This window comes from uncultured Finegoldia sp., from assembly GCF_947252345.1.
Taxonomy (GTDB): domain Bacteria; phylum Bacillota; class Clostridia; order Tissierellales; family Peptoniphilaceae; genus Finegoldia.
Map to the genome: position 1 here is coordinate 19,448 of NZ_CAMXVC010000012.1, position 25,327 is coordinate 44,774.

Annotated in this window: 20 protein-coding genes and 1 pseudogene; 7 read left to right on the forward strand and 14 right to left on the reverse strand. The window is 35.4% G+C overall.

All coding sequences use genetic code 11. The annotated features are described in order from the left end of the window. Window positions 1–57: 57 nt before the first annotated feature. Both Q0X02_RS03675 and Q0X02_RS03680 read right to left on the reverse strand, forming a co-directional pair. A complete protein-coding gene (locus tag Q0X02_RS03675) occupies window positions 58–1,806 on the reverse strand; it encodes an ABC transporter ATP-binding protein (RefSeq protein WP_297811718.1) in 1,749 nt (582 codons plus the stop codon). 112 nt (window positions 1,807–1,918) lie between these two features. Beyond that, entirely contained in the window at window positions 1,919–2,518 is a 600-nt protein-coding gene (locus Q0X02_RS03680) for a hypothetical protein (protein WP_297811720.1), read from the reverse strand. Between the two features lie 375 nt (window positions 2,519–2,893). Here Q0X02_RS03680 and Q0X02_RS03685 point away from each other — a divergent pair, with 375 nt between their 5' ends. Both Q0X02_RS03685 and Q0X02_RS03690 read left to right on the forward strand, forming a co-directional pair. Then, a complete protein-coding gene (locus Q0X02_RS03685) occupies window positions 2,894–4,807 on the forward strand; it encodes a S9 family peptidase (protein ID WP_297811722.1) in 1,914 nt (637 codons plus the stop codon). 2 nt (window positions 4,808–4,809) lie between these two features. Further along, window positions 4,810–5,664, forward strand: coding sequence for a YihY/virulence factor BrkB family protein (locus Q0X02_RS03690; protein WP_297811725.1), 855 nt, complete (start codon window positions 4,810–4,812; stop codon window positions 5,662–5,664). A gap of 54 nt (window positions 5,665–5,718) precedes the next feature. Here the strand turns inward: Q0X02_RS03690 and Q0X02_RS03695 are convergent, their stop codons facing one another. After that, a complete protein-coding gene (locus Q0X02_RS03695) occupies window positions 5,719–6,801 on the reverse strand; it encodes a sugar diacid recognition domain-containing protein (RefSeq protein WP_297811729.1) in 1,083 nt (360 codons plus the stop codon). A gap of 103 nt (window positions 6,802–6,904) precedes the next feature. Here Q0X02_RS03695 and Q0X02_RS03700 point away from each other — a divergent pair, with 103 nt between their 5' ends. Both Q0X02_RS03700 and Q0X02_RS03705 read left to right on the forward strand, forming a co-directional pair. Then, on the forward strand, window positions 6,905–8,035 hold the full coding sequence (locus Q0X02_RS03700; protein ID WP_297811731.1) for a glycerate kinase: 1,131 nt from the start codon (window positions 6,905–6,907) through the stop codon (window positions 8,033–8,035). A 1-nt stretch (window position 8,036) separates the two neighbouring features. Continuing rightward, a complete protein-coding gene (locus Q0X02_RS03705; RefSeq protein WP_297811734.1) occupies window positions 8,037–9,302 on the forward strand; it encodes a GntP family permease in 1,266 nt (421 codons plus the stop codon). A gap of 53 nt (window positions 9,303–9,355) precedes the next feature. Here Q0X02_RS03705 and brnQ read toward each other — a convergent pair whose 3' ends face one another. The 7 genes from brnQ to Q0X02_RS03740 form a co-directional block, all read right to left on the reverse strand. Continuing rightward, window positions 9,356–10,645 (reverse strand): branched-chain amino acid transport system II carrier protein, encoded by a 1,290-nt coding sequence (brnQ, locus tag Q0X02_RS03710; protein WP_297811737.1) that lies wholly within the window; start codon window positions 10,643–10,645, stop codon window positions 9,356–9,358. A gap of 201 nt (window positions 10,646–10,846) precedes the next feature. Continuing rightward, complete coding sequence (locus tag Q0X02_RS03715; protein WP_297811740.1) at window positions 10,847–12,031, reverse strand: TVP38/TMEM64 family protein; 1,185 nt, start codon at window positions 12,029–12,031, stop codon at window positions 10,847–10,849. Window positions 12,032–12,043: 12 nt separating this feature from the next. After that, window positions 12,044–12,760 (reverse strand): YdjY domain-containing protein, encoded by a 717-nt coding sequence (locus Q0X02_RS03720; protein ID WP_297811742.1) that lies wholly within the window; start codon window positions 12,758–12,760, stop codon window positions 12,044–12,046. Between the two features lie 42 nt (window positions 12,761–12,802). Beyond that, window positions 12,803–13,045, reverse strand: a complete 243-nt coding sequence (locus Q0X02_RS03725) for a GTP-binding protein (protein ID WP_297811745.1) — start codon at window positions 13,043–13,045, stop codon at window positions 12,803–12,805. A 574-nt stretch (window positions 13,046–13,619) separates the two neighbouring features. After that, a complete protein-coding gene (locus Q0X02_RS03730) occupies window positions 13,620–18,104 on the reverse strand; it encodes a Rib/alpha-like domain-containing protein (protein ID WP_297811748.1) in 4,485 nt (1,494 codons plus the stop codon). A 214-nt stretch (window positions 18,105–18,318) separates the two neighbouring features. Next, a complete protein-coding gene (locus Q0X02_RS03735) occupies window positions 18,319–19,614 on the reverse strand; it encodes a sensor histidine kinase KdpD (RefSeq protein WP_297811751.1) in 1,296 nt (431 codons plus the stop codon). A 1-nt stretch (window position 19,615) separates the two neighbouring features. Next, entirely contained in the window at window positions 19,616–20,311 is a 696-nt protein-coding gene (locus tag Q0X02_RS03740) for a response regulator transcription factor (protein WP_297811754.1), read from the reverse strand. Window positions 20,312–20,438: 127 nt separating this feature from the next. Here Q0X02_RS03740 and Q0X02_RS03745 point away from each other — a divergent pair, with 127 nt between their 5' ends. Genes Q0X02_RS03745 through Q0X02_RS03755 form a run of 3 tightly spaced genes read left to right on the forward strand, consistent with a single transcriptional unit; the run spans window position 20,439 to window position 22,796 of the window. Further along, window positions 20,439–21,332 carry an ABC transporter ATP-binding protein gene (locus Q0X02_RS03745; protein WP_297811758.1) on the forward strand — a complete coding sequence of 298 codons (894 nt, stop codon included), beginning with the start codon at window positions 20,439–20,441 and terminating at the stop codon, window positions 21,330–21,332. Between the two features lies 1 nt (window position 21,333). Beyond that, window positions 21,334–22,086 (forward strand): hypothetical protein, encoded by a 753-nt coding sequence (locus Q0X02_RS03750; RefSeq protein ID WP_297811761.1) that lies wholly within the window; start codon window positions 21,334–21,336, stop codon window positions 22,084–22,086. 8 nt (window positions 22,087–22,094) lie between these two features. Then, window positions 22,095–22,796: an ABC transporter permease gene (locus Q0X02_RS03755; RefSeq protein ID WP_297811763.1), complete on the forward strand. Its 702-nt coding sequence runs from the start codon at window positions 22,095–22,097 to the stop codon at window positions 22,794–22,796. 77 nt (window positions 22,797–22,873) lie between these two features. On the opposite strand, the gene Q0X02_RS03760 is transcribed toward Q0X02_RS03755, so the two are convergent. The 4 genes and pseudogenes from Q0X02_RS03760 to Q0X02_RS03775 all read right to left on the reverse strand — a co-directional run. Continuing rightward, window positions 22,874–23,494, reverse strand: a complete 621-nt coding sequence (locus Q0X02_RS03760; RefSeq protein ID WP_297811766.1) for a class I SAM-dependent methyltransferase — start codon at window positions 23,492–23,494, stop codon at window positions 22,874–22,876. Between the two features lie 17 nt (window positions 23,495–23,511). Beyond that, window positions 23,512–23,679, reverse strand: coding sequence for a DUF4357 domain-containing protein (locus tag Q0X02_RS03765; RefSeq protein WP_297811770.1), 168 nt, complete (start codon window positions 23,677–23,679; stop codon window positions 23,512–23,514). A 116-nt stretch (window positions 23,680–23,795) separates the two neighbouring features. After that, window positions 23,796–24,545 carry a nucleoside phosphorylase gene (locus tag Q0X02_RS03770; protein ID WP_297811773.1) on the reverse strand — a complete coding sequence of 250 codons (750 nt, stop codon included), beginning with the start codon at window positions 24,543–24,545 and terminating at the stop codon, window positions 23,796–23,798. 143 nt (window positions 24,546–24,688) lie between these two features. Next, window positions 24,689–24,853, reverse strand: a pseudogene (locus tag Q0X02_RS03775) (recombinase family protein); the annotation flags it as partial. Window positions 24,854–25,327 lie beyond the last annotated feature (474 nt).

Sequence of the window (25,327 nt, forward strand, 5' to 3'; positions counted from 1 at the left end):
AATTGGATGAATGTTCAAAAAAATACCAACCGCTTTTTTAACGGTTGGTATTTCTATTTAAACCAATAATCTTCCACCTTGCGTGTATAAATTATAATAATATCCTTTTTGTTGCATCAATTCTGAATGATTTCCACGTTCGATTATTCCGTCTTCTGTCAACACGAGAATCAAATCTGCATTTTGAACTGTTGTAAGCCTGTGAGCAATTGTTAGCGAACTTCTTCCTTTTGACAGATTTTCCAATGATTCTTGTACGATGGACTCGCTTTTGTTGTCGAGGGCAGATGTCGCTTCATCTAGTATCAGAATCGGTGGATTTTTCAAGAAAACTCTCGCGATTGATATTCTCTGCTTTTGTCCACCAGATAACATCACCCCACGCTCTCCGACGTAAGTGTCAAATCCTTTTTCCAAGTTCATAATAAAATCGTACGCTCCAGCAGCTTTTGCCGCTTCTATAACTTCAGTTTCCGTTGCGTCTGGCTTTCCGTACAGTATGTTTTCCCTGACAGTTCCGCTGAAAAGATACACATCTTGCTGAACCATTCCGATATTTGAACGCAGCGATTGAAGTTTGATTTTGCGAACGTCAATTCCTTCTACCAAAATCTCTCCGTCTTCTACATCGTAAAACCTCGGAATCAAATTGCACAACGTCGTTTTTCCTCCGCCCGAAGGTCCGACCAATGCAACTTTTTGTCCGGGTTCGATGGTAAACGAAATATTTTGAAGGACATTTTCGTTGTTGTTATTGTATTTGAAGCTTACGTTTTTGATTTCGATTTTGCCTTTTACATTTTGAAGTTCAACAGCATCCTCGTCGTCAAAAATTTCGATATCTTGGTTCATTATCTCTGTAAATCTCTCGATTCCAGTCATTCCACGTTGGAATTGTTCTGTAAATTCCACTATTCTTCTCACAGTTGTGAGTAGTGTCTGAACGTAGAGGATGAAAGCTACGATGTCGCCGCTACTCATTTTCCCCTGCACGAGAAAAAGTCCTCCAAACAAAACGACTATGATGTACATAACTCCGTCAAATGCTTTTGTAATCGTGTTGAATCCCGCCATTGAAGTGTAAGTTTCTGATTTTATGTCCAAGAATTTTTTGTTGCCCTTTTGGAATTTCTCAATCTCGACATCTTCATTTGCGAATGATTTTACAACTTTAACTCCCAATAAACTGTCCTCGATGTCAGCGTTCAAAACCCCTATGTGATTTTTTTGGTCTTTAAATCCCTTTCTCATTTTTCTGTTGTATTTCGATGCAAATACAATCATTAGTGGAATTGACAAGAACAAAATCAAAGTCAAGATTTTGTTCAATCTAATCAGTATCGAAAACGACACGATGATTTTTATGAATCCTATGAAATACTCTTCTGGACAGTGGTGCGAAAATTCTGTAATATCGAACAAATCCGATGTGATTCTCGCCATTATCTGACCGACTTTTGTCTCGTTGAAGTACGAATCGGAGAGTTTTTGCAGATGATTGAACACGTCGTATCTCATATCCGTTTCAATCCTAGCTCCCATTATATGCCCAGTTCTCGTCATATAATATCCCGCAAACAAATCTATTATTTTCATAACCAACAAAAGCCCCGCCATTCTCAACACCATTTCCTGTGTCAATGTGAACTTGCCAAGACCAGCATTTGTAATTCGCCTCAAAATCATCGGCAAAACCATATCCGAAACGGTAGTCAATGCGGCGCAAAACAAATCGAAAAGCAAAATAAATTTGTATTTTTTGAAATACGGCATAACTTTTTTGATGAGATTTATATTTCTTTTCATAATCATTTCCCCTCTTGTAAAATTAATCAATATCACATATTATAGCACAATTCATTTAATATAAAAAAATCGCATTAATAGATTAATCAAAACCCAAACTCAAAAGTCAAAATCATTTAGTAGATAATTTTCTGAAAAAAATCGTCACCGCCGACAAGACTAATACGATTAAAATGTAGACGAATATGTTCAAGTGGAGCAAATCCTTTTTGATTGGACCCGAAGTAATCGAAAAATACGAGAACAAAAAAATCCCAACAGCAGATATGAAAATCAGAATGCGTTTGAAATTTTTGTCATCAAACCTCTTTTCCTTGCGGTAAATTATAATAGGTGTTGCGATTACAGCCGCAAACGCCGTCAAATACAACACGACTGCATTCACAACGACAATCTCAAATCCCAGTGCGAGGAATGTTTTCAACAAATTTACAACAGTTCCCGCCAAAGTTATCAACAAAAAATAAAAAGCAAATTCGCACAATTTGCTTTGCAAAGAAACTTGTGCACAATCTTCTATGTAGCTGTTAAGCTTTTTAAGCTCTGATTTGAACAAATCCTCCGTCACGAAAAATTCTTTTTCTTCTAGCGCCGACAAATCATCATCCAAAAGCTTTTCGCACTCAAAAATCGTCTTAAAATAGAGGTTTCTGCTTTTAATATTTATCATAATTCGCTGTTTTAATTCTGAAAAATCTTCATTCAATTTCACTTATTTTCACCTCTCATATATCTTACCATAAATTTATCGTAAATTATCCAATTGATATTCACAAAATATTCAGTACAATTTTTCGGAAATTGTTGGTAAATTTATGTGGATAAATGTGGATAATGTGGATAACTTTGTGGATATCATAAAATAAGCCATCTTTTTTCCACAATTTTTTGCAAATTTTTGTGGAAAAATTTTGTATAACTCATCTCTAAAAATTTTTTATTACATTTATTTTACAATGAGTTAATAAATATAATCCAACTTTCAAAATATTTACATTAAAATTCATCGGCATTTTTAATTTCCTAAAGTATATTGAAAAAAATTGAATATGATATAATTTATTTAACAAATTGAAAGGAGAAAGATATGAAATATTTTGACTACGATTCATTCAAGGATTTTACATTTGTATCTAATTTAAAAGCTTTGAAAAATTCTGATAACATTTTCTGCGTTACAACGAAGGCAAACGTAGAAGAGAACAAATACGATTCCAATATTTACAAAATCAACGGCAATAGACAGTTCACAAATCACAACAGCGACAGCTCGTTTTTTGAATTGAAGGATGGCGATTTGTTGATTGCCAGAAAAAATGACGATAAATCTTCCGACAAGAAAGATTGTAAATGTGATGAGCTGACATCTTTTTATAGACTTTTTAAAGATGGTGGAGAGGCTGTCGATGAGTTCAGCGTCAATTTAAAAAACGCTCAAATTCTTTTCGAATTGGATGATTCTTTTATTCTAAAATACGAGTTTGACCGTCACGATGAGCTTTTGAAAATCAAAGACGAAGAAAAAAACGAAGATGTTCGCGTGTTGACAGAAATTCCTTTTTTTGAAAACGCCGTCGGATTTACTGACAAGAAGAGAACTAGACTCGTGAGATTTTTCCCGAGCATCGACAAGTTTGACATTCTTACGGATGAATTTTCAAATATTTCTTCTGTCGATATTTCTGACGACAGTTCCAAGATTGTTTTCGCCAGAAATTCCTTCGAAAATTTGATGGATATTCACGATGAGTTGGTCGAGTACGATTTGAACTCGGGAAAAGAAAATGTGATTTTAACGGGATATATGATTGCCTCTGTTAAATACTTCAACGACGAGGTTATAATCGTCGCAACTGATGGCAAAAACAACGGACTCAATCAGGACTGTGAAATCTACAAAGTCAAAGACAACAAAGCCATTCAATTGAACCAAGAACACTACTGCTTGTACAATTCTATCGGCTCTGATTTGAAATACGGCTCTGGCTGTCAAATCGACAAGACTGATGATTTTATGTATTTCATCATTCTTGAAGGTTACAAGAGCTGTGTTTTGAGGATGGATTTGGATTTCAATTTCGAGACGATTTTTTCTACAAGTAATTCCATCAATATGATTTCAGTGAAAAATGATGATTTGTACTGTGTTATGCAAACTGAAAATCACGGACAAGAAGTGTACAAAAATTTCGAAAAATTGACTGATTTGAACAGCGTGAATTACAAAATAAGCAAAAAGGACAAGTTTGAGTTTGAAAATGATGAAAACTCATTTACAGGTTGGGTTATCTATCCAAAAGATTACGACGAAACAAAAAAATATCCTGGAATTTTGTCTGTTCACGGCGGTCCGAAAACCGTCTTCGGCGAAGTGCTCTTTCACGAAATGGAATTGTTGTCCGCTAAGGGATATTTCGTTTTCTACACAAATCCTCGTGGAAGCGACGGATATGGAAACGAGTTTATGGATATTCGTGGAAAATACGGAGATGTTGATTACTCCGATTTGATGAAATTCACAGATATCGTCATGGAAAAATATCCTATCGACAAGTTGGGCTACACAGGTGGCTCTTACGGCGGATTTATGGCAAATTGGATGATGACTCACACCGACAGATTCGACTGTTTTGTGTCGCAACGTTCGATTTCAAATTGGATTTCTTTCAGTTTGATTTCCGACATTGGTTATTACTTCGGGACTGACCAAAACCACACCGAAACTGTTTTGAAAGATTACGAAAAATTGTGGGACAAATCTCCAATAAAATATGCAAAAAACGCTCACACTCCTACACTTTTCATCCACTCTACACAAGATTACAGATGTCCTCTATCCGAAGGCATACAAATGTTTCAGGCGTTGAAATTAAACAACGTAGACAGCAGATTTGTGATGTTTTACGGAGAAAATCACGAATTGTCACGTTCGGGCAAGCCAAAAAATAGAATTAGAAGACTTCAAGAAATCGTAGAATGGTTCGAAAACTATCTGAGGTAATAATGAAAAAAGGAACAAAAGAAAAGAAAAATTTATTCATAAAAAAATTAATACAGTCTATCCAAGACGACAATATTTCTCTGTTGAGCGCTCAAACAACTTACTATTTCATAATGAGTTTGGTTCCGTTTTTGATTGTCCTGTTGAACATTGTATTGATGGTTGCGGCAAGCAAAATAGATTTTATTTTTAAATCTATGGAGGTTTTCCCACCAGAAACCAGAAATATTTTGATGACACTCGTCGACACGATAATAAGTAACAGGTCGTCATCTGTACTGTCAATCTCTTTGTTAGTGGCGTTGTGGTCGAGTTCAAAAGCGTTGAAATCATTGATTACGGCGATGAACAAGGCGTTTAATGTGAGATGTGCCAACGGATTTATCAAGAGCCAACTAAAAAGCATTTTGTTCACAATTGTGCTGGTCTTGTTGTTGACAATCACGCTGGTTTTCATAGCGTTCGGAGGAGTGATTCTCGATTTAATCGAACAATACTTGGATTTCAACATTCCAATAATAGCAAAATTTTTCAGGTATTTAATCCCTATTGTCGTGATGGTTTTTGGATTCACGCTTTTTTACAAATACGCTCCCGATTTCGATTCAACACGAAGTATCAAGTGGAAATCCGCACTTATGGGAGGAGTCATCGCGACAGTTGGCTGGTCATTGATTACAGTATTGTATTCTTTCTATGTATCGAATATTTCAAATATGTCATTGACTTACGGCCCACTCGTCGGAGTGTTTGCGCTTTTTGTGTGGATAAATCTTTCCTCGCAGATAATTCTAATATCCGCTGAAATCACAGCGAACTTCGACCAAGTGAAAAAAGGTGTAATATATTCAACATAAATAAAATCTCCAATTTTATAAGGTCTGTGGCGACCCATAAAGTTGGAGATTTTTTTAATTCAATATGAAAGCCAAGTACAATCTTATGAAATCCTCAACACATCTCGGGTCAAATCCAGTTATGTCTTTGAGTTTATTCAATCTGTACTGAACGGTGTTTTTGTGAACGTACAAATCATCTGCGCACTTCGTTATGCTCTGATTATTTGCCGCGTATATTTTAATCAAATCCTTGTAAATATTGTAATCTTCTTCTGAAATATCTTTCAACACAACTTTTTTGAATTTTCTAATTCTGTCTTTTTTAATGCTTCCAAGCAAAATTCCCAAATCGAGAGTCGAATAATCCACAATGTAGTCTTTTTTCTCCAAATTTACAATCCAATCCAAAGCTACAAGACAATTGTCGTAGTTTTTCTTGAACTCATTGATTAATTTAAAAGAATCGCTTATTGCGAATGAAATTCTGTTGTCAATCGCACTGTTAATTTGCGATTTTATTTTGTTGAGTTTTTTCATTATAATTTTTTTGTCGACATTGTTGGATAGTATGACAATCTCTCCGTAAAAAACGCTGTAAACAAAATTATTCGACAAATTATTTTCCAACACCTTATAGATTTGGTCGGAATCTGTCAACAAAAATCTGCTGTCAGAATTTTTGCCGACTATCACGTATTTTTCTTGTTCGTTTTCAAGATATCTGTAAGAGCCGTAATCTTCTAAATTATTTATCAAACTTTCAAACAAATACTTGTTCATATCCTTTTTCTTTAGTTTGTTCTTCTCGACGAGTTGCTCTTTGACGAGAATTTCGGTCATTTTTTTGATGATGTTGCCGTATTTCATCACCTCTTTCCTGTCTCCAGTGATTCCTATTACAGCGATAATCTCATCGTCAATCGTGACCGGAACATTGATTCCCTTTTTCGCACCGACGTATTCCTTATCATCTTCAACGTAAATCGTCTTTTTTTGTTTTACACATTGAAGCGCTGCTTCGTGATATGTACCGATTCTGTCGAAATTTGTCGAGTAAATTATATATCCTTCTTTGTCAAAAAAATTCAAATCGTATTCTATAACGTCTTTCAATTTTTCAACAATCATTTTTGCTGTGTGGTCTGAAATTCTCATTTGTTCTCCATAATAATTATTTTATTTGTTTTCTTAACAATATTATTACATAAAACATACATTTGTGCAATCGTTTGTTATAAAATTTAATTAGGAGGTTTGTATGGATATTTTAATATTGATAGACTCCTTTAAAGGGAGTTTGAGTTCTTTGGAAGCAGGACTTGTAATCAAAAAAGCCTGCGAAAAAAATTCGTCGGGCAAAGTCACTGTTCTTCCAGTCGCTGACGGCGGAGAGGGAACTATCGATTCATTGAAGGATATTAAAAATGCAGAATTAATAAATGTAGATGTACATAATCCTTTGATGGAACACCACACAGCGAGATATTTGATTGTAGATGATAAGCTCGCAATTATGGAGATGAGTGAGTCGAGTGGTCTTACTCTGATTAAAGACAATTTGGACCCAATGAATGCTACGACTTTTGGAGTCGGCGATATGATAAAAGATGCTTTGGACAAAAACATCAGGGAATTTATCATCGGCATTGGCGGCTCTGCGACGACTGACGGCGGAATGGGGATGTTGAGAAGTTTGGGTGTGAGATTTTTTGATGAAAATGGAATCGAAATTTCAAACGGCCCAATAGGCATCAACGATTTGGACAAAATAGATTTGAAACATTTTGATAAGAGACTTTCTGAGTGCAAATTTCAAATCGCATGCGACGTTGACAATCCTCTTTGTGGAGAACGTGGCTCGGCGAGAGTTTTCGCTCCGCAAAAAGGCGCAACAGCATCTCAGGTTGAGGAATTGGACGAGCTTTTAGGGAAATATCATCTGATTACGAAAAAAATCATTCCAGAAGCCAATGCAACTATTGAAGGAGCGGGCGCTGCAGGTGGATTGGGCTACGCTTTCAAAAATTATTTAAATGCAGAATTAAAACCTGGAATCGACATTATTCTCGAGATGTTGAACGCAGATGAGTTGATTAAAAATTCGGATTTGATTATAACCGGAGAGGGCAAGATGGATTTCCAAACTTCAATGGGTAAAACTCCCGTTGGAATTGCAAATGTTGCCAAGAAATACAACAAAAAAGTCGTTGCTTTTTGCGGAGTTTGCGATAACGATGCGATTAAGGTCAATGACAAGGGAATTGATGCTTTCTTCCCTATTTTGAATGATTGCATCAGCACAAATCAAGCGATGGATAAAAAAGTCGCAGAAGAAAATTTGTATAGAAGTGTAGATCAAGTAATGAAATTGATAAATTTATGGAGGTAGTATGAACAACGCAACTTTTTCAACGATGGGAGCATTGATTGGCTTGGCGCTTTCAATTTTCCTTATCATCAAAAATTTCCACGCAACTTACGCTTTAATTATCGGCGCATTAGTTGGTGGACTTATCGGAGGAGGCGGACTTGTAGGAACAGTGTCCGCAATGATTAAAGGTTCTGAATCTATGATGAGTTCAGTTTTAAGAATTATGACAAGTGGTATATTGGCAGGTTGTCTTGTAAAAACGGGTGCCGCAGAAAAAATAGCCGACACGATTATCAAAAAATTAGGCGACAAAAAAGCTTTGATTGCAATTGCAATATCCACTATGATAATCTGTGCAGTTGGTGTTTTCATCGACATCGCTGTTATAACTTGTGCTCCAATCGCACTAGCTGTCGGAAAGAAATCAAATCTTTCGAAATCAAGCATTTTGTTGGCTATGATTGGCGGAGGAAAAGCCGGCAACGTCATAAGCCCGAACCCTAACACGATAGCAACTGCTGAAGGATTCAAAGTAAATCTTACATCTTTGATGTATGTCAACATCGTTCCAGCGATTTGCGCATTGATTGTCGCAATTTTGTTGGCAATGTATCTTGCAAAAAAGAAAAAAGATGTAATCGATTCATCTGATTTGGAATCGAGTGACAGAACGAATTTGCCAAGTTTTATAGCGTCAATCGTGGGACCTTTGACTGTAATTGTTTTATTGGCTCTTAGACCATTGGCGAAGATTACAATCGACCCATTGATTGCTCTTCCACTCGGAGGATTTGTATGCTTACTCGCTACAAAAGAAACTAAAAACACAAAAGAATACGTCAATTACGGATTCGGTAAGATAATAGGCGTGTGTGCTCTTTTGATTGGAACAGGGACAATCGCAGGTATAATCAAAAACTCAACGTTGCAACACGATATGATTAATCTAATCACAGCGTTCAACTTACCAGCATTTATCCTCGCACCAGTTTCGGGTATTTTGTTGGGAGCTGCAACTGCATCTACAACTGCAGGAAGTACAATAGCTTCACAAACATTCGCAAAATCATTGATTGCTTCAAATGTCAACGCACTTAACGCAGGTGCAATGGTTCACTCCGGTGCGACGGTAATCGACTCGCTTCCTCACGGTTCATTCTTCCACGCAACAGGTGGTTCGGTTAAAATGTCAATAGCCGACAGATTGAAAATAATTCCATTTGAGGCTGCAGTAGGATTGACAACGACAATCGCATCAGTAATAGTTTACTTGGTGACAAAATAATATAAAACTAAAAATATCACAGAGGATAAAATTTCCCTGTGATATTTTTTCGTTTATTTTTCTTTTTTCAAAATCATTTCGACAATTCCGAACAAGATACCAGTTATGACCGCCGGAATCAACCATTCGAAACCTACCGAATGAAGCGGCAAGTTTTTGATAAGTTCTGCTGGTTTTTCTAAAATATGAAGGTGTTTGTTCACATTTTCAGTCAAGCTGACAACAAACGTCGCAAGAACTGCTCCCTTGTAAATCATATCATATTTTATAAATTTATCGACCATTCCCATCAAAATAAGAACGATGATTACAGGATACACAGTCGCCAAAACCGGAACAGCCGCATTTATCAATCCTTCGACACCAATCAAAGACAAAACACCTGACACGATTACAGCCAAAATTACAATCGTCTTGTAGCTTATTTTATTCTTAGAAATTTTCGACAAGAAATCCCCCGCCACAGCGCTCAATCCGACAGAAGTTGTAAGACAGGCAAGTGACACGGCAATTCCAATTGCAACCATTCCAATCGAGCCGAGAATATTTTGAACAGTTCCGAGCAAAATGTCTGCTCTTGTGTTTTGAATTGTGTACAACTTTGACGCAGTCGCTCCGACATACATAAGCCCACCGTAAATAACCGATAGCAAAATAAATGCAACAAGTCCGACCCATTTAATAAGCTTGTATCTTTCAGCATCATCATCGTATCCTCTTCTTATCAAATCATTTGCGACAATTCCTGTCATCAAACTAGCACCCAGTGCATCCATCGTTTGATAGCCTTCTGCAAACCCCTTCAAAAAGAGCTGATTAGTACCGGGCGCATTCAAAGTGCCAATCGGTTTGACAATACATTTTACAATAATAAAAATCAAAATCAAGACAAGACCAGGAGTCAAATATTTTCCGATTTTGTCGATAACTCCGGATTCATTGAATACGAAAATAGCCGTCAAAGTGAAAAAAACAATCGCAGTCACCCACTCCGGAGTTCCTGCAAAAACCTTCGACACAAAAACCTCGTGAGTCGTAGCAGCCGTTCTAGGCACCGCAAAAAAAGGGCCTATGGTAAGAATTGTAACTGTGCCAAGTATTTTCGAGAAATTTTCTCCTACTCTTTTTCCCAAATCTTCTGCTCTACCGCCGAGCTTCGCTGTAATGATTACTCCTAAAATTGGTAGCACAGGGTCTGTCAATAAAAATCCAAACATAGATTTCTTGAAATCACTTCCTGCCACAACACCCAAGTACGGAGGGAAAATCAAATTGCCCGCACCGAAGAAAATTGCAAACAAAGCAAATCCAACAATCATCACATCTCTAAATTTCTTATTCAAAATATCCTCCTGAAAAATTATGTATATTAGCATATCAGAAAAATGTTGCTTAATAAAATTTTAATTGTAAAAATATTTATTGTCAAATTTAATCATTGCAATCACAATTTAAAAAATTTTAAAATTCCAATCTATTCGAAAATTTCCAATCTATTGAACAAAAAAATCATAGGCCAATTTTCATAACCTATGATTTGAAATTTATTCGACGACTTTTTCGCCTTTTTTCTTTTGTTTATCGTTGTACATTTTCTTGGCAATTCCAATCATTATCGACAACGCGAATAGCGTCAACAATCCGACGAAAAGTTTCTGAGCTCCACCTGTTAGAGTTCCCCCAACGTAAGAGTACACAATCGTCGCCGGCAATTGTCCAATTCCAGTTGCTATGAAGAATGACCAGAATCCCATATTTGTCAAACCGGCTCCATAACTTACAAAGTCAAACGAAACGAACGGCAACAATCTACAGATTAATATCGCGTATTTCCCGTAGCGTTCGAAAAACACGTCGACGCTTTCCATCGCTCCTTTGCTAGTCAATTTTTCGACAACATCTCTTCCCAACGCTCTTGCCAAGAAGAAACAAAGTGCTGCACCAGCCATAGCCGATGACCACGAAAGAATCGCTCCCTTTACCCATCCAAAAATTGCCGCATTAGACAGAGTTATTAGAAAAGCTGGAATCGGTGCTACGATTGATTGTAAAACCATCAGTATAAACGACACCACCGCTGCGAGTTTTCCGTAAGACCTCAAATACGCTATTACAACTTTTGTATCCAATTTTGAAATTGTTGAGAAAGCTTCGTTGACTTTTAATTTTACGCTAGGAACGAGTAAGTACACTCCGAACATCACCGCCAACAAAACAAGCGCAATAATTCTTTCTTTTTTCCTCGATTTTTTGATTTCCGCAATTTCTTCCGCAGATTTTTCCTCTCTCAAATCGCTCAATTTGACTTCTTTTTCTTTCATAGCTCGTTTTTCTTCTCTCGTGTAGAATTTTTGATACTTCTTTTGAGTGAGAACTATATAAAGATTAATCAAATTAATAGCAATTACTGCTGCAATTGTCGCTACGAATATATTTTTCACGGGTCCTTTGTACATTACAAATTCCTTGACAATGTAGATGAGAGTTTGTGTTTTTCCTCCAGCCAACGCAATGATTGCAATCAACGCTTCCAATATGAAAAATATATATCTGTTGATGTTTGAGTAGGCAATTGCAAGAACCAATCCGAAAGCTGTAAAGATATACATTACTAGCTGCTGGCTGACCATCATTTCATAATTTACATTGAACAATAATAGCAAACAAACAAGAAATCCAATGGCCATTCCCGTAGTTAAATAATAAAATATCGCTCGTAATTTTTTCACAGAAAACCTCAATTATTCTGCCAAAGAATATGTTACAGCTACGAAAGTTCCATCTTCTGGAAGAACGTCTGCGTTTCCTGTAAATTTAGTTTCATTTCTTTTTTCAACAGCACCGTAAGTGTAAGCTGCGTTAGAAACAATTCCTACTGGACAAGAATCCAAGCAAGACAAACATCCTGTTTTTTTCTTGTTGGCTCTTTCCAAGTTGCCGCCAAATCTGAAATCAATTTTCTTTCCAGAACTGTCTTTGATTACATCGTTGATGTCGTAATCTTTTCCTGCGCCTTCCCAAGTAACTGTTGCTTTTATTTTTGAACCTTCAACGTGAGTTTTTGTTGCGTTGTCCGGATTCATATTGTTTCCTGGTTTTGCTCCGATTTTAACTAATGCGTTGAAGAAATTTTCAGGTGTTCCATAAGCAGTAAGAATTGATTTTGCACCGTTACTTCCGTCTGTAAATACGGATGCGTGTCTTGTATTTTCAGTAAAATATTTACCGTTAACTGAACACAAAACCGTTACAGTTTTCTTTTCTTCGTCAACTTTTATAGGGTTTTCTTTTGAAACTCCGTTGACTTCATCTGGTTTCTTTTCTTCTTTCTTTTCTGTTGATGATTGTGTTTGAGTGTTGTTAGCTTCTTTCTTTTCGTCAGCTTTTTGACCACATCCAGAAAGTCCAACAATTGCTAGACACAACAATCCTGCCAATAATTTTTTTCTCAAATTCATGACTTTCTCCTTTATCTTTTTATTTTGAATAGTTGACAATATTTAAATAATCAACTTGTTCTTGTCGATTTTTTCGATAATATTTTTAAAATCAATCTTAAGTCCACAGCAAATACAACCTGAGTTTATTTCGATAAGCTCGTCGTTTTTGATGAGCATAGAATCTATACTCACATCGCCAAACTCGTTTTCTATCACAAGAGTATTTTTGTTAAATCCCAATATGTGATTGATGAATGTGGTCTTGCCTGAACCTAAAAATCCTGAAACAATAACTGTTTTCATATTATCACCTATTATCATTCTATCATATTTCGCTAAAAAGTTGTTGCGTATTATATATATTTATTGGATAATTGAATAGATATTTATTCATTATTTTATACGCGTATTTTTCTCGAATAAAATCCGCTATTCAAAATTTTCGTTGAAATATTACGGGTGTTTAGTGTGAAAAATTAAAAGCAAAAGCGAAAAAATAAAAATATTTTTTTATTTTGATAAATAAATTTAATTTTTTTTAATTTTTATCGGATATTGATTGATAATTTCCGCCATTTATTGTTTTTTTCAATAAAACATATTGTTTTTATGTGATAGAATAAAGCTGAATTAAGAAACACTTGAAGTTTGACAATTTTGATTTATTTTTAGTGTTATTTGATTTTATGGTTTCTACAATTAACACCAGATTGGAAAACTCATTAGCAACCCCTTTCTTAATACAATCCTCTTATTTGTAGTCATAATTGACAAAACAAAAACGCCACAGCTTATCAACCTCTAAAAGCTGTGGTATTTTTGTGCAAAAGAAAAGATGCCCAAATAAATTGAGCATCCGTTCATTAAAATCAAAATTTTATTTTAATTTTCTCTTTTTTGTCAAATACAATCCAATTGATGACAACATCGTTGCGATTGTCGTCGTAGCTTCAAAACCAATTCCAGCTTTTGGCAATTTGGAATTATTTTGAACTGAATTTGCGTTTGCTTTTTTGTGTTTTATTGTATCATTTTCATTTTTCACAACGTTGATTACAACTTTTGTCTTGTAAACCACATCTCCATTTGCCATCGTCACTTTTTCGCTTGAAATTACTTCTTTTCCGTTTTTGAACAATGAAAATACTTTTGTTGTTTGATTTTTTATCGTGGCAATTATCGTCACGACAATTCTGTCGCCATCTTTATAGCCAGTCGAGTCGAATGACAACTCGCCTGTGACAGGATTTATTTTCACGCTTTTTGGCGAGTGTTTTTCCAATGAAAATACAGTTGTGCTTGGCATATTTATCTTATTGCCCCATTCATCGACAAATGTCGCAACAATCTTGGCTGTGTTTCCTTTTTTCACGTCAAATGTGTTATACTCCAACGCCCCTTTGTATCTTTTGGATTCTTTTTGTTGATGTTTTGATTTTTTGTCCGCGTCAGCTTTAGGTTTTGATTGTTTTCCGTCGGCTGTATTGTCCTCAGATTGTGTGCTGTTTTCTAAATGTTTGTCCTTGGATGTTTTGTTTTGAGCGGTTTGCGGAGTTGTTTCAGGAGTTGTTTCAGGAGTTGTTTCGTGGTTTTCGTTTTGATTTCCGTTATGATTTCCTCCCGGTGTTTCTTCAGGCTTCGTTCCTCCCGGTGTTTCTTCAGGCTTTGTTCCTCCTGGTGTTGTGCTGTCTTTCGTCACTTTTATTTTAAATTCTTCAATTTTTGTCGAGCCATCTTCGTTTGTGACTTTGATTTTAATCGTGAACTCTTTTTCATTTTTATTATTCCAGTCAGAAACCACAGGTGTTCCAGATATTTTCTTCAAATCCTTGTCAAAAACCAATCCCTCGATCAACCCTTCAATCTCTAGCTTAGCTTTCGGGTCGGTCGGCTTTATTGTGATGTCTTTTATCGAAGAATTTTCCTTGACTTCTTGATTGGAAATTTTTTCCATTCCCATAATCGGCTTCACAACGCTTCCTCCGATTTTGTCGATTACTTCCACCGAAATTTCCGCATCTTTTGCAGAGCCATCTTTGAATTTGATTGTGATTGTAGATTTATACACACCTGTGTTTTTCGTGTCAGCCTGCGATTTGATGTCGATTGATTCAATTTCAGCAATGTTCGATAGCAACGACTTGTATTCTTCAACAGTTGCGACGTGATTTTTGTTCACAGTCAATTTTTTCGCAATTGGGGCAAATTTTTCTGCCTGTGATTTTTCCACTACGACATTCACATCGACAATTCTAGAAGAACCATTTTTGAATGTAACTTTGATTTTTCCGGTGTAATTTCCAGATTTTTTCGTGTCGATTTTCCCTTGCTCTGTTATGTCTTCTACTTTTAAAATCTCATCAGTTTTTTCTACGTTATCTGTCAAATCGAATTTTTTTCCGTATCCTACGACTTCGTCTGTCGTTTTGACACTCGGAATCGGTGTAATCTTCGATGCCGTTTCTAATACATCAAGTTCCGTTGTCACCTCATCAATCGAGCCGTCTTTGTATTCTACGACTATTGTTGCCGCAATTTTTCCTGATTTTGTCGTGTCAGGCTCTTGCTTCCATTTGAAAGTTGTTTCTTCTGGCAATTTGTCATATTCTACAAGTTCTTTCGCTTCGATTTTGTCGTTGACTTTTATTTTTTTCTTTTTCGCAATCGGAGTGTTAATCTTGGCATCAGTTTCTGTAGCATTTCCAACTATATTTGCGTTTTCGTTGATTGCTACACCGGGAGCAATCGTCCAAGTTACAGGTTTTTTGTATTCATTTTTGCTTTGTGCTTTGATTTCCAAAACCGGATAATCTTTTTCGGATAATTTCTCCCCTTTTTTAATGTCGTATATTTTTTTAGAACTTCCTTCTTTTATTTCAGTCCCCACTCCCTTGTCAATCGTGACCCTAACGTAACCTTTCGGAGTTGGTTCGTTCGGATTTTGTGTCACATCGATGATTTTCTCGGTTGGTCTGACAAATATATCAACCGTCGTTGTTTCTTGTGAGTCATCATAATACACAATGTCAACCACGACTTTTATTGTTTTTCCAGCATCTTCTTTTTTTGACTTGTAAGTTATCTTGCCAGTTTTTTTGTCGATTTTAAGTCCATCAATCTGAGGTGACAATATTTTGTACGAAAATATCTTGTATTTAGTTGTGGTTTCTTCTCCCAATTTTCCTTCAGTTTGCTCGAATAATTTTGGGGAATCCACAGTGGCAACTTCTTCTGGATTAATCGTGACATTGGTGTATTGTGGCTCGTATCTTTTGCTTTTTTCAATTTCTTGGACATATACATCTACCCCTGATACTTCTTTTCTGCCAACTTTTTGTTCAACATAAAAATGGACGGACTTTTTCATATCATCCAGACCAGAAATTTCCCAATTTCCATCGTCATCTACTTTGATTTCGGGGTTTGATTTCCCTTCAGGAGTTACCAAGTGTTTTATTGTGACAGTCGCACCGGGAACGCCCTTTCCTCTAATCGACGTGGCTTTTTCTCTTATTGTTTCAACTTTAGGTAATTCCGTAGCTTTTGCGACAAATACACAGTCTTTTGTTATCCTATCCTTGTCATATTTTACTGAATTTGGGTCTTTTGTAAGCGATTCGTCATACCAAGTCGGATTTCCAAAAGATTTTGCGTCTTTCACTTTCAATCCTAAATATTCAAATTCTCCAAGATGGCTCTTAATCCTTACAAATTCTCCTCCGTTTGTCTGGAAAATATTTATCATATAGTGTTCTTTAAATACTGCATAAGTTCTGTCGAAATATGATTTTCCATCCTTATTTATTTTATCTTTGATGGAGTCTTCCTTTATCAATTTGACCTTGCAAATGTCTTCGGGCAAAGGAGTTTTTGTTAAATCTACATCTGTGATGTCCGTCCCACTTTTAATAACACGAGCTGAGTAAACATCTCCGTTTTGCACAGCTTCGTCTTCTTTCGCAGCGATGTTTTTTGTGCCATTTTTTTCGTAATACCACAATTCGGTGAATCTACCTCTTTTATCTCTCGTCATTAATTTAATATCGCTTAATTTTTTGTTCGCATCTTTTCTGACGTAAACTTCCACCTCGGCATCAATTTTACCCGAAGTCTGTAGTTTAGTAGTTTCACCATTTTTAACCGAATATTTTCCTATTAACGTTTTCTGAATTTTCGAAAATTCAAGCTCTGTATTTTCTTCTTGTGTATTTAGTATTACCTTGTCGTAGTCAACTTCTTTGTTGATTTTGTATCCATCGGAGTCGTACTCGAGAGCATTGTCTGATTTTTTGTAGTAGATTATGTCATTAGTTTTAAACTTTGCATAAAAATTAATAGAGCCGTTCAAATCAGCTTTGATTTCTTTTGGTTCTACAATTTTTTCCAACTTATCGCTGTCACTCCAGCCGATAAATTTGTGGCCTTCCCCGTTTTCTACACGCAAATTTTGGTAGACTTTATTGCCGTCCTTATCGGTGTAGTTGATTACATCATCCCACTTCGCATTCTTCAACACCCAATACGTCCTCATCTTCGTTGCATTGATTTCATTGTTTGCCTGTATTTTTTTGTCACCATCTCCGATTAATTCGCCGTAATTAACCTTGCCATCATCGTCGATTTTTGTAATATAACTGAAATTTATATTCACATAATCGGATTCATCTTCAGGCTTTTCAGTAGTTACAATAGGCTTTGAATTGCTTTCTGGTGTGCTTTGTTGACTCGTCTGTTCACTCGTACGTTCTTGTTGGGCTGATTTTTGTAGTTGATTTTCATCATCTGATTTCAAATCCAAATCTTTTTTTTCGATTGGCTGTGAAGTTGGTTTGTCCCTCCACACAGCGTAAACCGTCTTGTTTTCGGATAAATTTTTTAAAACATCACCTTCAGAATGTTTTTCATTCGGCGTGCTTGCCCATCCGATAAATTCTTTAGTTCCATTTGAAGGAATTTCCGGAACAAATTCACCGTTTTTAGAATTTGCCGTGAAAATCGAGCTGCCATTTTTGAAATTTCCGCCATTAGCATCAAAAGTAACTGTGATAGTCTTTTTATCCGTCAAATCTTCTCTCGCAGAACTTGCAATTTTGTTTTCCGATAAAATTTGCGCACCGGCTTGGTTGTGTTTTTCTGGTAGATTGACTTCATCTTTGTCGGTTTTTTCAATCACTTCCATTTGTTTTGTTTCGGGATTCACCTCTTGTTGTGCAGACGATATCCCTCCGGAAAACACAATCGCATATCCAATGATACACGACACAACGCCAACGGTTAATTTTCTAAGCCCGTATCTCGGTCTTCTGCTCGAACTTTTCGCTCTTTTTTCTGTGATAACTCTAGTAAAAATCTTCCTGCTCATCACATTTTCCTCCACTTTGATTTGATATTTGAATATAATACAAAATCACCCTCATTCAATCAATTCTCAAAATAAAATGATTAAGTCAATATTCTTAACTATATAATATCATATTATTTTAACGTGAAATCATTTTTATAACCAATTTTTTATCCCACCAAAAAATTTTAACAAAGGTAATTTCCCGGTATTTTTATTTATAACTAAACAAAACTTATTTGGTATTTTTGAATGCAAAAGACACTTCAAGTCCCGGATTTTTGTTTTTTATGCTGAAGGTTGCTTCGTGTAATTCGGCGATTTGTTTCGAGATAAATATTCCAAGGCCGTGTTTTGTTATGTTGGTCAAATCCTGTCTGTTGATTTTTTCGATAATATTTTCGGATATCCCTTGTCCTTCATCTAGGACAGTGACTACAAATAATCCGTCTGTGTTTTCGAGTATAACTCTGATTTTCCCGTTGGTATAAATTATGGAGTTTTTCAAAATATTTTCAAGCATTCTGTAGAACAAATTCTCATCCAGTTTTATTTTTGTGTTTTGGTTTTCGATGTTATTTTCAAAAATAATTTCCCTGTCCGGGTTTTCGTTGAGCTTGTCCACAATGAGTTTTCGAATTGTTTTTACCGGGCTTTTCTCCTCGAAATTTTCTCGGTCTATGTTGGAAATAGATAGCGTTAGATTTAGCCCTTCTAGTATGTCGGAGATTTTCGTGACTTGGGATTGTATGTTTTGTACATCAATATTTTCTTTGTTTTCTTTGCTTATCTCCCAAGAGATTTTTGCGAGTGGAGTCCTCACGTCGTGGCTTACTCCTCTTATCCACTTTTCCTGAGATTCTTTCAAATTGTTGTATTTTTCGTTTGCCTCATTTATGCTGAGTGCCAAATCCTTCAGTTCTCCGTATTCATCTAATTTTTCGTAGTCTTTTTCATATAGATTGTCTATCGCTTTTTGAAATGGCAGGATGTTTTTGAAGATATCTTTTATGTCAATCCTGTAAATTGCATATACAAATAGTAGAAATAGGATTAAAAATATGAAAACCAGTGCCAAATTGATGATAAATTTGTCGTAATTGTAATAGTTAGATGGCAATTTGTCCAGAGAGTTTTGTGGATAGGCGAATACAATCAATCCATCTTTCACGATATATGTGAATACTGGATAGTCATCCAAATAATATCTTGTGAATCTTGCAACATCCGTTATTTCAAATTTGTTTTTGACTTTTGTGGGCTTGTTAAAGCTTTCTATAATATTTCCATTTTTGTCGAGCCTTATCGCCCAGATGTTTTTTTCTTTTAAAAAATTTTTGTTTTTTGAATTTAGATATTCGCTTGTTTTGTTGTGTTCCACGTAGGAAAAAACATCGTTGGGGTTTGGGTATTTGTAATTTAATTTGTAGTTTAGGTAGAGGAAAATCATCAGTAATGCCGCCAAGAAAAAAATAAGGGATATTATTCTTATCACAATTTTTTTGAATCTTTTTAAAATATAATTAAACATTTTATTCCTCTTTAACTAGCTTGTAGCCTAGGCCTTTTATGGTGATTAATATTTTAGGCTCTCTTGGGTTATCTTCGAGTTTTTCACGAAGCCTGTAAATGTGCGTGATTAGTGTGTTCTCATATCCGTACGAATCTTGCCATATATTGTCCAATATTCTGTCGATTGAAACTATCATATTCGCATTTTCGCATAAGTAATCTAGGATTTTATATTGTGTTTTTGTCAGTGCAATTTCTTCGCCGTTTTTCACGAGTATTCCCTTCGATTTGTCGAAAACCACATTGCCAATGTTTATCTTTTCTTCGTTGTTGATTTTTTTGCTTCTGCGCAAAACCGCATCGATTCTCCACAGAAGTTCGTCTGGCAAGAAAGGCTTGACAAGGTAGTCATCTGCCTTGTTTTCAAATCCTTCTCTCCTGTCATCTATTCCGTCAAGTGCCGATAAAATTATTACTGCAACATCAGAAGACTGTCTAATTTCTTTTAATAACTCGAAGCCACTTCCATCTGGAAGCATTAAGTCCAAGACTATCAAGTCAATTTTGTTGTTCTCCAATTTAAACCTCGACTCTTTTAAATTTTTGGCAGTGTAAATTTTCTCAAATCCCTTATCTTTCAAAAAATTGTAGAGATTTTCCAGCAAATTTTTTTCGTCATCAACTACCAGTACGCTAAAATTTTTTCTAAAATCCATTTTATCCCCCTCATTAAGCCTATTATACAACACTTTTTGGGCACTTTTGTTTTTGTGATGTAAAAGTGAGCTTTATTACACTTTATTTTTATCTGTGGTTGCTATTCTATTTTTAGGAGGAATGATTATGAATAAAATATTGGAAATAAAAAATTTAAAAAAATCATACAACAACAAAAAAGTCTTGGATTTAGACTCGTTGGTGATTGAGGAGAAATCTATTTACGGTTTGATTGGAAAAAACGGAGCTGGCAAATCAACTCTAATGAAACTCGTGCTCGGCCTTGTCAAAAAAGACGGAGGGACGATTAAAATTTTTGACTGCGAATTAAATTCCAAAAACCAAAAAGATTTCAACAAATATCTCGGCGCTCTGATAGAAAATCCGTCCTTTTATGAACATCTAACCGGATATGAAAACTTAGAAATAATCTGTCAGCTAAAGGGAATAAAAAAAGAATTAATTTCAAAAACACTACACCTTGTCGGGCTCAACAATGTAGAAAAAAAGAAAGCCCGCGAGTATTCACTCGGTATGAAACAAAGACTTGGAATAGCGATGGCATTGATTGGAAATCCCAAGCTTTTGATTTTGGATGAACCGATAAATGGACTCGACCCACAGGGAATCGAAGAGATGCGAAATTTATTTAAAAGCATTGTGAAAAACACTTCTACAAGCATCTTAATTTCTTCGCACATTCTCGATGAGATAGAAAAAATCGCAACTCACATCGGAATACTCCAAGATGGAAAATTAAAGTACAACGGAAGCTTGGAAGATTACAGAAAACTGCATCCACCATATATATCCATCGTGACATCCGACAACAAAAAAGCCATCGAATTGATAGACCTTGACCAAGACGACATCAATGGAAACAAGATAATTTTGGGCAAAAAATCCGACCAAGACATTGCAGATATCGTGAATTTTTTGCACGGGAAAGTGGATATATACAGGATTGAAGAAGAAAAAGAAAGCCTCGAAAAACTATTTATCGAAGAAAGCAGGTCTTAGAATGAAAAATTTGGAGAGAAAAAAGTACAAGAGACTTGGGATAAACTTCTTGATGACAATAGTATTTGCCGCTCAAATGCTAATAGTGGCTGGGGTTAACCATTCAAAAACTTTTTTAGATAGCAAGCACCCACTTTTCTACATTCTGGACACTTATTTGTTCATATCGTTGCTAATAAATCCCATATTGATATCATCTCTTGTAAAAAAAGTTGTCGAGATTGAAGACAAAAACAAAATGTGGCAGATGCAGATAATTCTCGGCGAAAAAGTCAATTCTATACTGCTCGATAAATTCAAAAATTTGTCACTTAGGTTGATTTTGTTGCAAATAACAGAATCAATCACATTTATCTTATTGGCAAAACGCTCTGTTAATTTCAGTGTTGACAGCGAAATTATTTTGAGATGTGGAGTAGTAAATCTATCCGCACTCGTTGTAAATTTGTTTTTATTGGGATTGTTTATGACAATAGAAATGAAATCAAAAAAAGTCTACACTATGTCATTTGTGTCGATAATAGGAGGCCTTAGCGGAGTAATCACTATGCTCACATCAGAAAATCTGTCGTTTGTAAATCCATTTGCGTGGATGGCGAGCCTGTTGAGTATTTCTTATGTGAAAGACAACGGAAAATTCGTCCAAGTATTAAACCCGATAAATTTTTACACATTGATAATTGCAACGACACTTTTAATCTCAGTTGTTATTTACCTAAAAACAATGAAATCTTACAACTTATACAAAGAATAGGAGGAAAAATGTTAAAATTAGAATTTAAAAAAATAAAGTTTATGAATATCTTGTTGGTAAGTCTTATAATACCACTTTTAGCCAATGCTTTCGGCCTGATAAACTATATGGGAAACAGAGAAATCCTGACAAATCAATGGCAGAGTCTGTGGACACAAGTGAGCCTGTTCTACTTTTCATTTTTCTTTATCCCGCTAATAGCCATCGTGACAGCAAGCCTCTGGTCAGTCGAACACAAAGCAGGACTGAAATTCATAAGATTGAGTCCACAGAAAAACATATCATTTGTATTGGCAAAGTTGACCTTGGCTTTGATAATAACAGCCCTTTGTCAAATATATTTCTTGGCACTGTTTTATGTAGGCGGGAAATTTGTGGCGAATTTTTCTGACATAGACTTCAAAATATATCTTTACTATACAATTGTCAGCGTATTTCTCGCGATTCCCATAATAGGAATTTTCACGGCTATCGCAATTAAAATAAAATCATTTGGAATCATAGTGCTGTTGTCTACAATCTTTACAATGTTTGGATTTGCTTCGGCGTACAAATCCCTAAAAATTATCGGATTAAGCTTTCTTGCAATCGAATCCAACAATTTCAGATTCATAAGCGCACACAATTTAATGATACTGACTTTTTTTGCAGTCGTAGAATTGACAGCCTTCTTATATCTTTCCAACAGATTTTTAAAATACGAAAAATGATAAATCAAAAAGGGCTTTTGTGTAAATTGTAAAATTCCAAAAGCCCTTTAATTTTGTATATATTTTCTTAAAACCTGCTAGGATAATTTTTCAGCAATCATCACGCCAATCGGTGCAACAGCCCCGTACGCCAATTTCATTTCAACTACCGAAAATCCATATTCCTCGACAAAATCTTCAAATTGTTTTTTATTCCATTCTCGATACATCTTAAATCCCAAAACAGACATCAAACTCTTGATTATTTTTCGTTGCTTTCCCTCTGACCACAAAAAAGTAGGTGCAAACAAAGTCCCATTTGGTTTTAATACCCGAAATATTTCTTTCATCGCCTCGTCCGGATTAGGCATAATATGCAGTGCGTTGGCGATTAACACACAATCAAATTTGTCATTCTCATAAGGCAACTTTGTTGCATCGGCTACTTCAAACGTGAGGTTTTTGCCCTCGCCACGCTTTTTCGCTTCCATTATCATCTGTTGCGAAAAGTCTGTGCCAATCCAACTTCCAGTATGCTTTGAAAGGCTGAACGACAATTGCCCAGAACCACAAGCGAGTTCGAGCACATCCATATTTTCATTCAAATGAGGAACAATGTATTCGCAAACTTTATCGTAAACTCCCCTGTCTTTTTTCATAAAAGGGTCGTACAACTTGGCAAATTTGTCCCAAAATTTTTTATTGCTTTTATCAATCACTTTCAACACTCCTTTTGCTATAAATTATTAATCCCTTTTTCTTCTAATTCTTTAATATTAATTCCTTCCTTCGTTTTCCACTCAGTTCTTCCATTCCTGCTCATGCCAAGCACAAACATCGCTGCGTATGATGGACTATTGAAAAAAGATTGAAATTTTTGCTGTGTTTCATCATAGCACCCCAAACATTAATTAATTATCTATATTATACCAGTTTGAAATGTCTTTATTTGTGTTTTCCTAGAAATTAAAAAACCTGATAAACTTCTAAAAATTTTAAAGTTATTCTAGGCTTCAATTGCTATATTTCTTTTAAAAATTTCAATGCCAAATGCAATTTTCCAAAATCGTGGTTGCCACTATGGAGTCCTTCGACCTCATACGAGCTATCATTTAGGACATCTCCTGCTTCCAGAAAATTATAAAGTTCAAATCCGTAAAAATCACAAGCTGCTTGAACACCTGCAAGCTCCATTTCCACTGCTATACACCCTTCTGACTTTCTCTTTAAGACAAGTGCTCGTGTCTCACGAAGCATAACATCTGTAGTCCAGACCTTTCCCTTAGTATAGGGAACTTTTTCCTTGGTGAAAAATTCTTCTAGCTTTTCATGATTTTTAATATCCAAATAATCTGAAGGAGCCGCATAATAATAAGATGCCCCCTCACCTCTATAAGCCTCTGTTGGTATAATGTACTTTCCAAAAGTCTTTTCCTTGTCAAGACTGCCACAAGAGCCAAACATAATAAATTTATTTGCACCTGTAATCCAATTAACTTCTACACAACCTCCTGAAGCAAGGGCTGAACCTATCATAGTAAGGTAAAACACAAATTCTTGACCCTCAAATCTGCTTTTATATACTGGCCTTGACCCATTTACAGAGCCTATATTTCCAATTTCTTCGCACTCAAAGTTATCAAGCAAATATTCTAGTATGCTTTTTGAAAATATTATCAAGCATTTTTCTGCAATATTTTTCTTTTCTCCGTAAAAGTCTCTTAGACTGATAAGTGACTCTGTTTCATTATCATAACTGTCTATTATCATAGTTTCACCTCTTAATTTATATAATATATTATAGCATTCACATTTTCTTGACAACAGCACTACACTCTCAGCCGTCGAATCTTACCAATCGATGCTCTTCAATAGCATCTCCTGGGAAAGTTTTGCATGGCACCTACCTCTGTTATGGAGATAGTTTTTGTTGTAGGGTCATAATCATAGCCAAGGCAACCTTGAAAACCAATAAGCTCCCCCTTTTCCATTTTAATTTTCAGTCTTTTTTTTACATGGGCTGAGGTATTTTCTACTTCTTGTTGAGCTACTGAACTTAATATTGTTAATGGCAACTCTCATACTATAAATCTTTATTGCTTGCATTTTACCTCCTATGTAAGCTGATTTTTTCCCTTGATAAGCGTAATGGATTTGAAATATGCTAATCTCACATAAAAAATTTAGAAATATTCACACTTTAAAGTATTTTGATTTTTATAGAAAGATGACAAAATACCCCTCACTTTATAAAGTGAAATTCACCCTCTTTGGTAACCAGAATTTTTATTTTTCTGTAGTATTTTGATTTTTAATGATTAATTTGGACATAAAAAGAGGACTTATGCTATTAAGCATAAATCCTCTTAAGAGAAATAAATTTGCTCTTTATCTATATTTTAAATTTGATTTTTTATGAAAATTACCAGTATAGCTTAAACAATAGATGTAAATTAACTCCATTATTTAATCAATTTTTCCTCACAAATAAATATTGATTAAATCACTCCTGCTTTTTCAAAATGCTTTTTGAGTATCTTTGTTGCAACGAA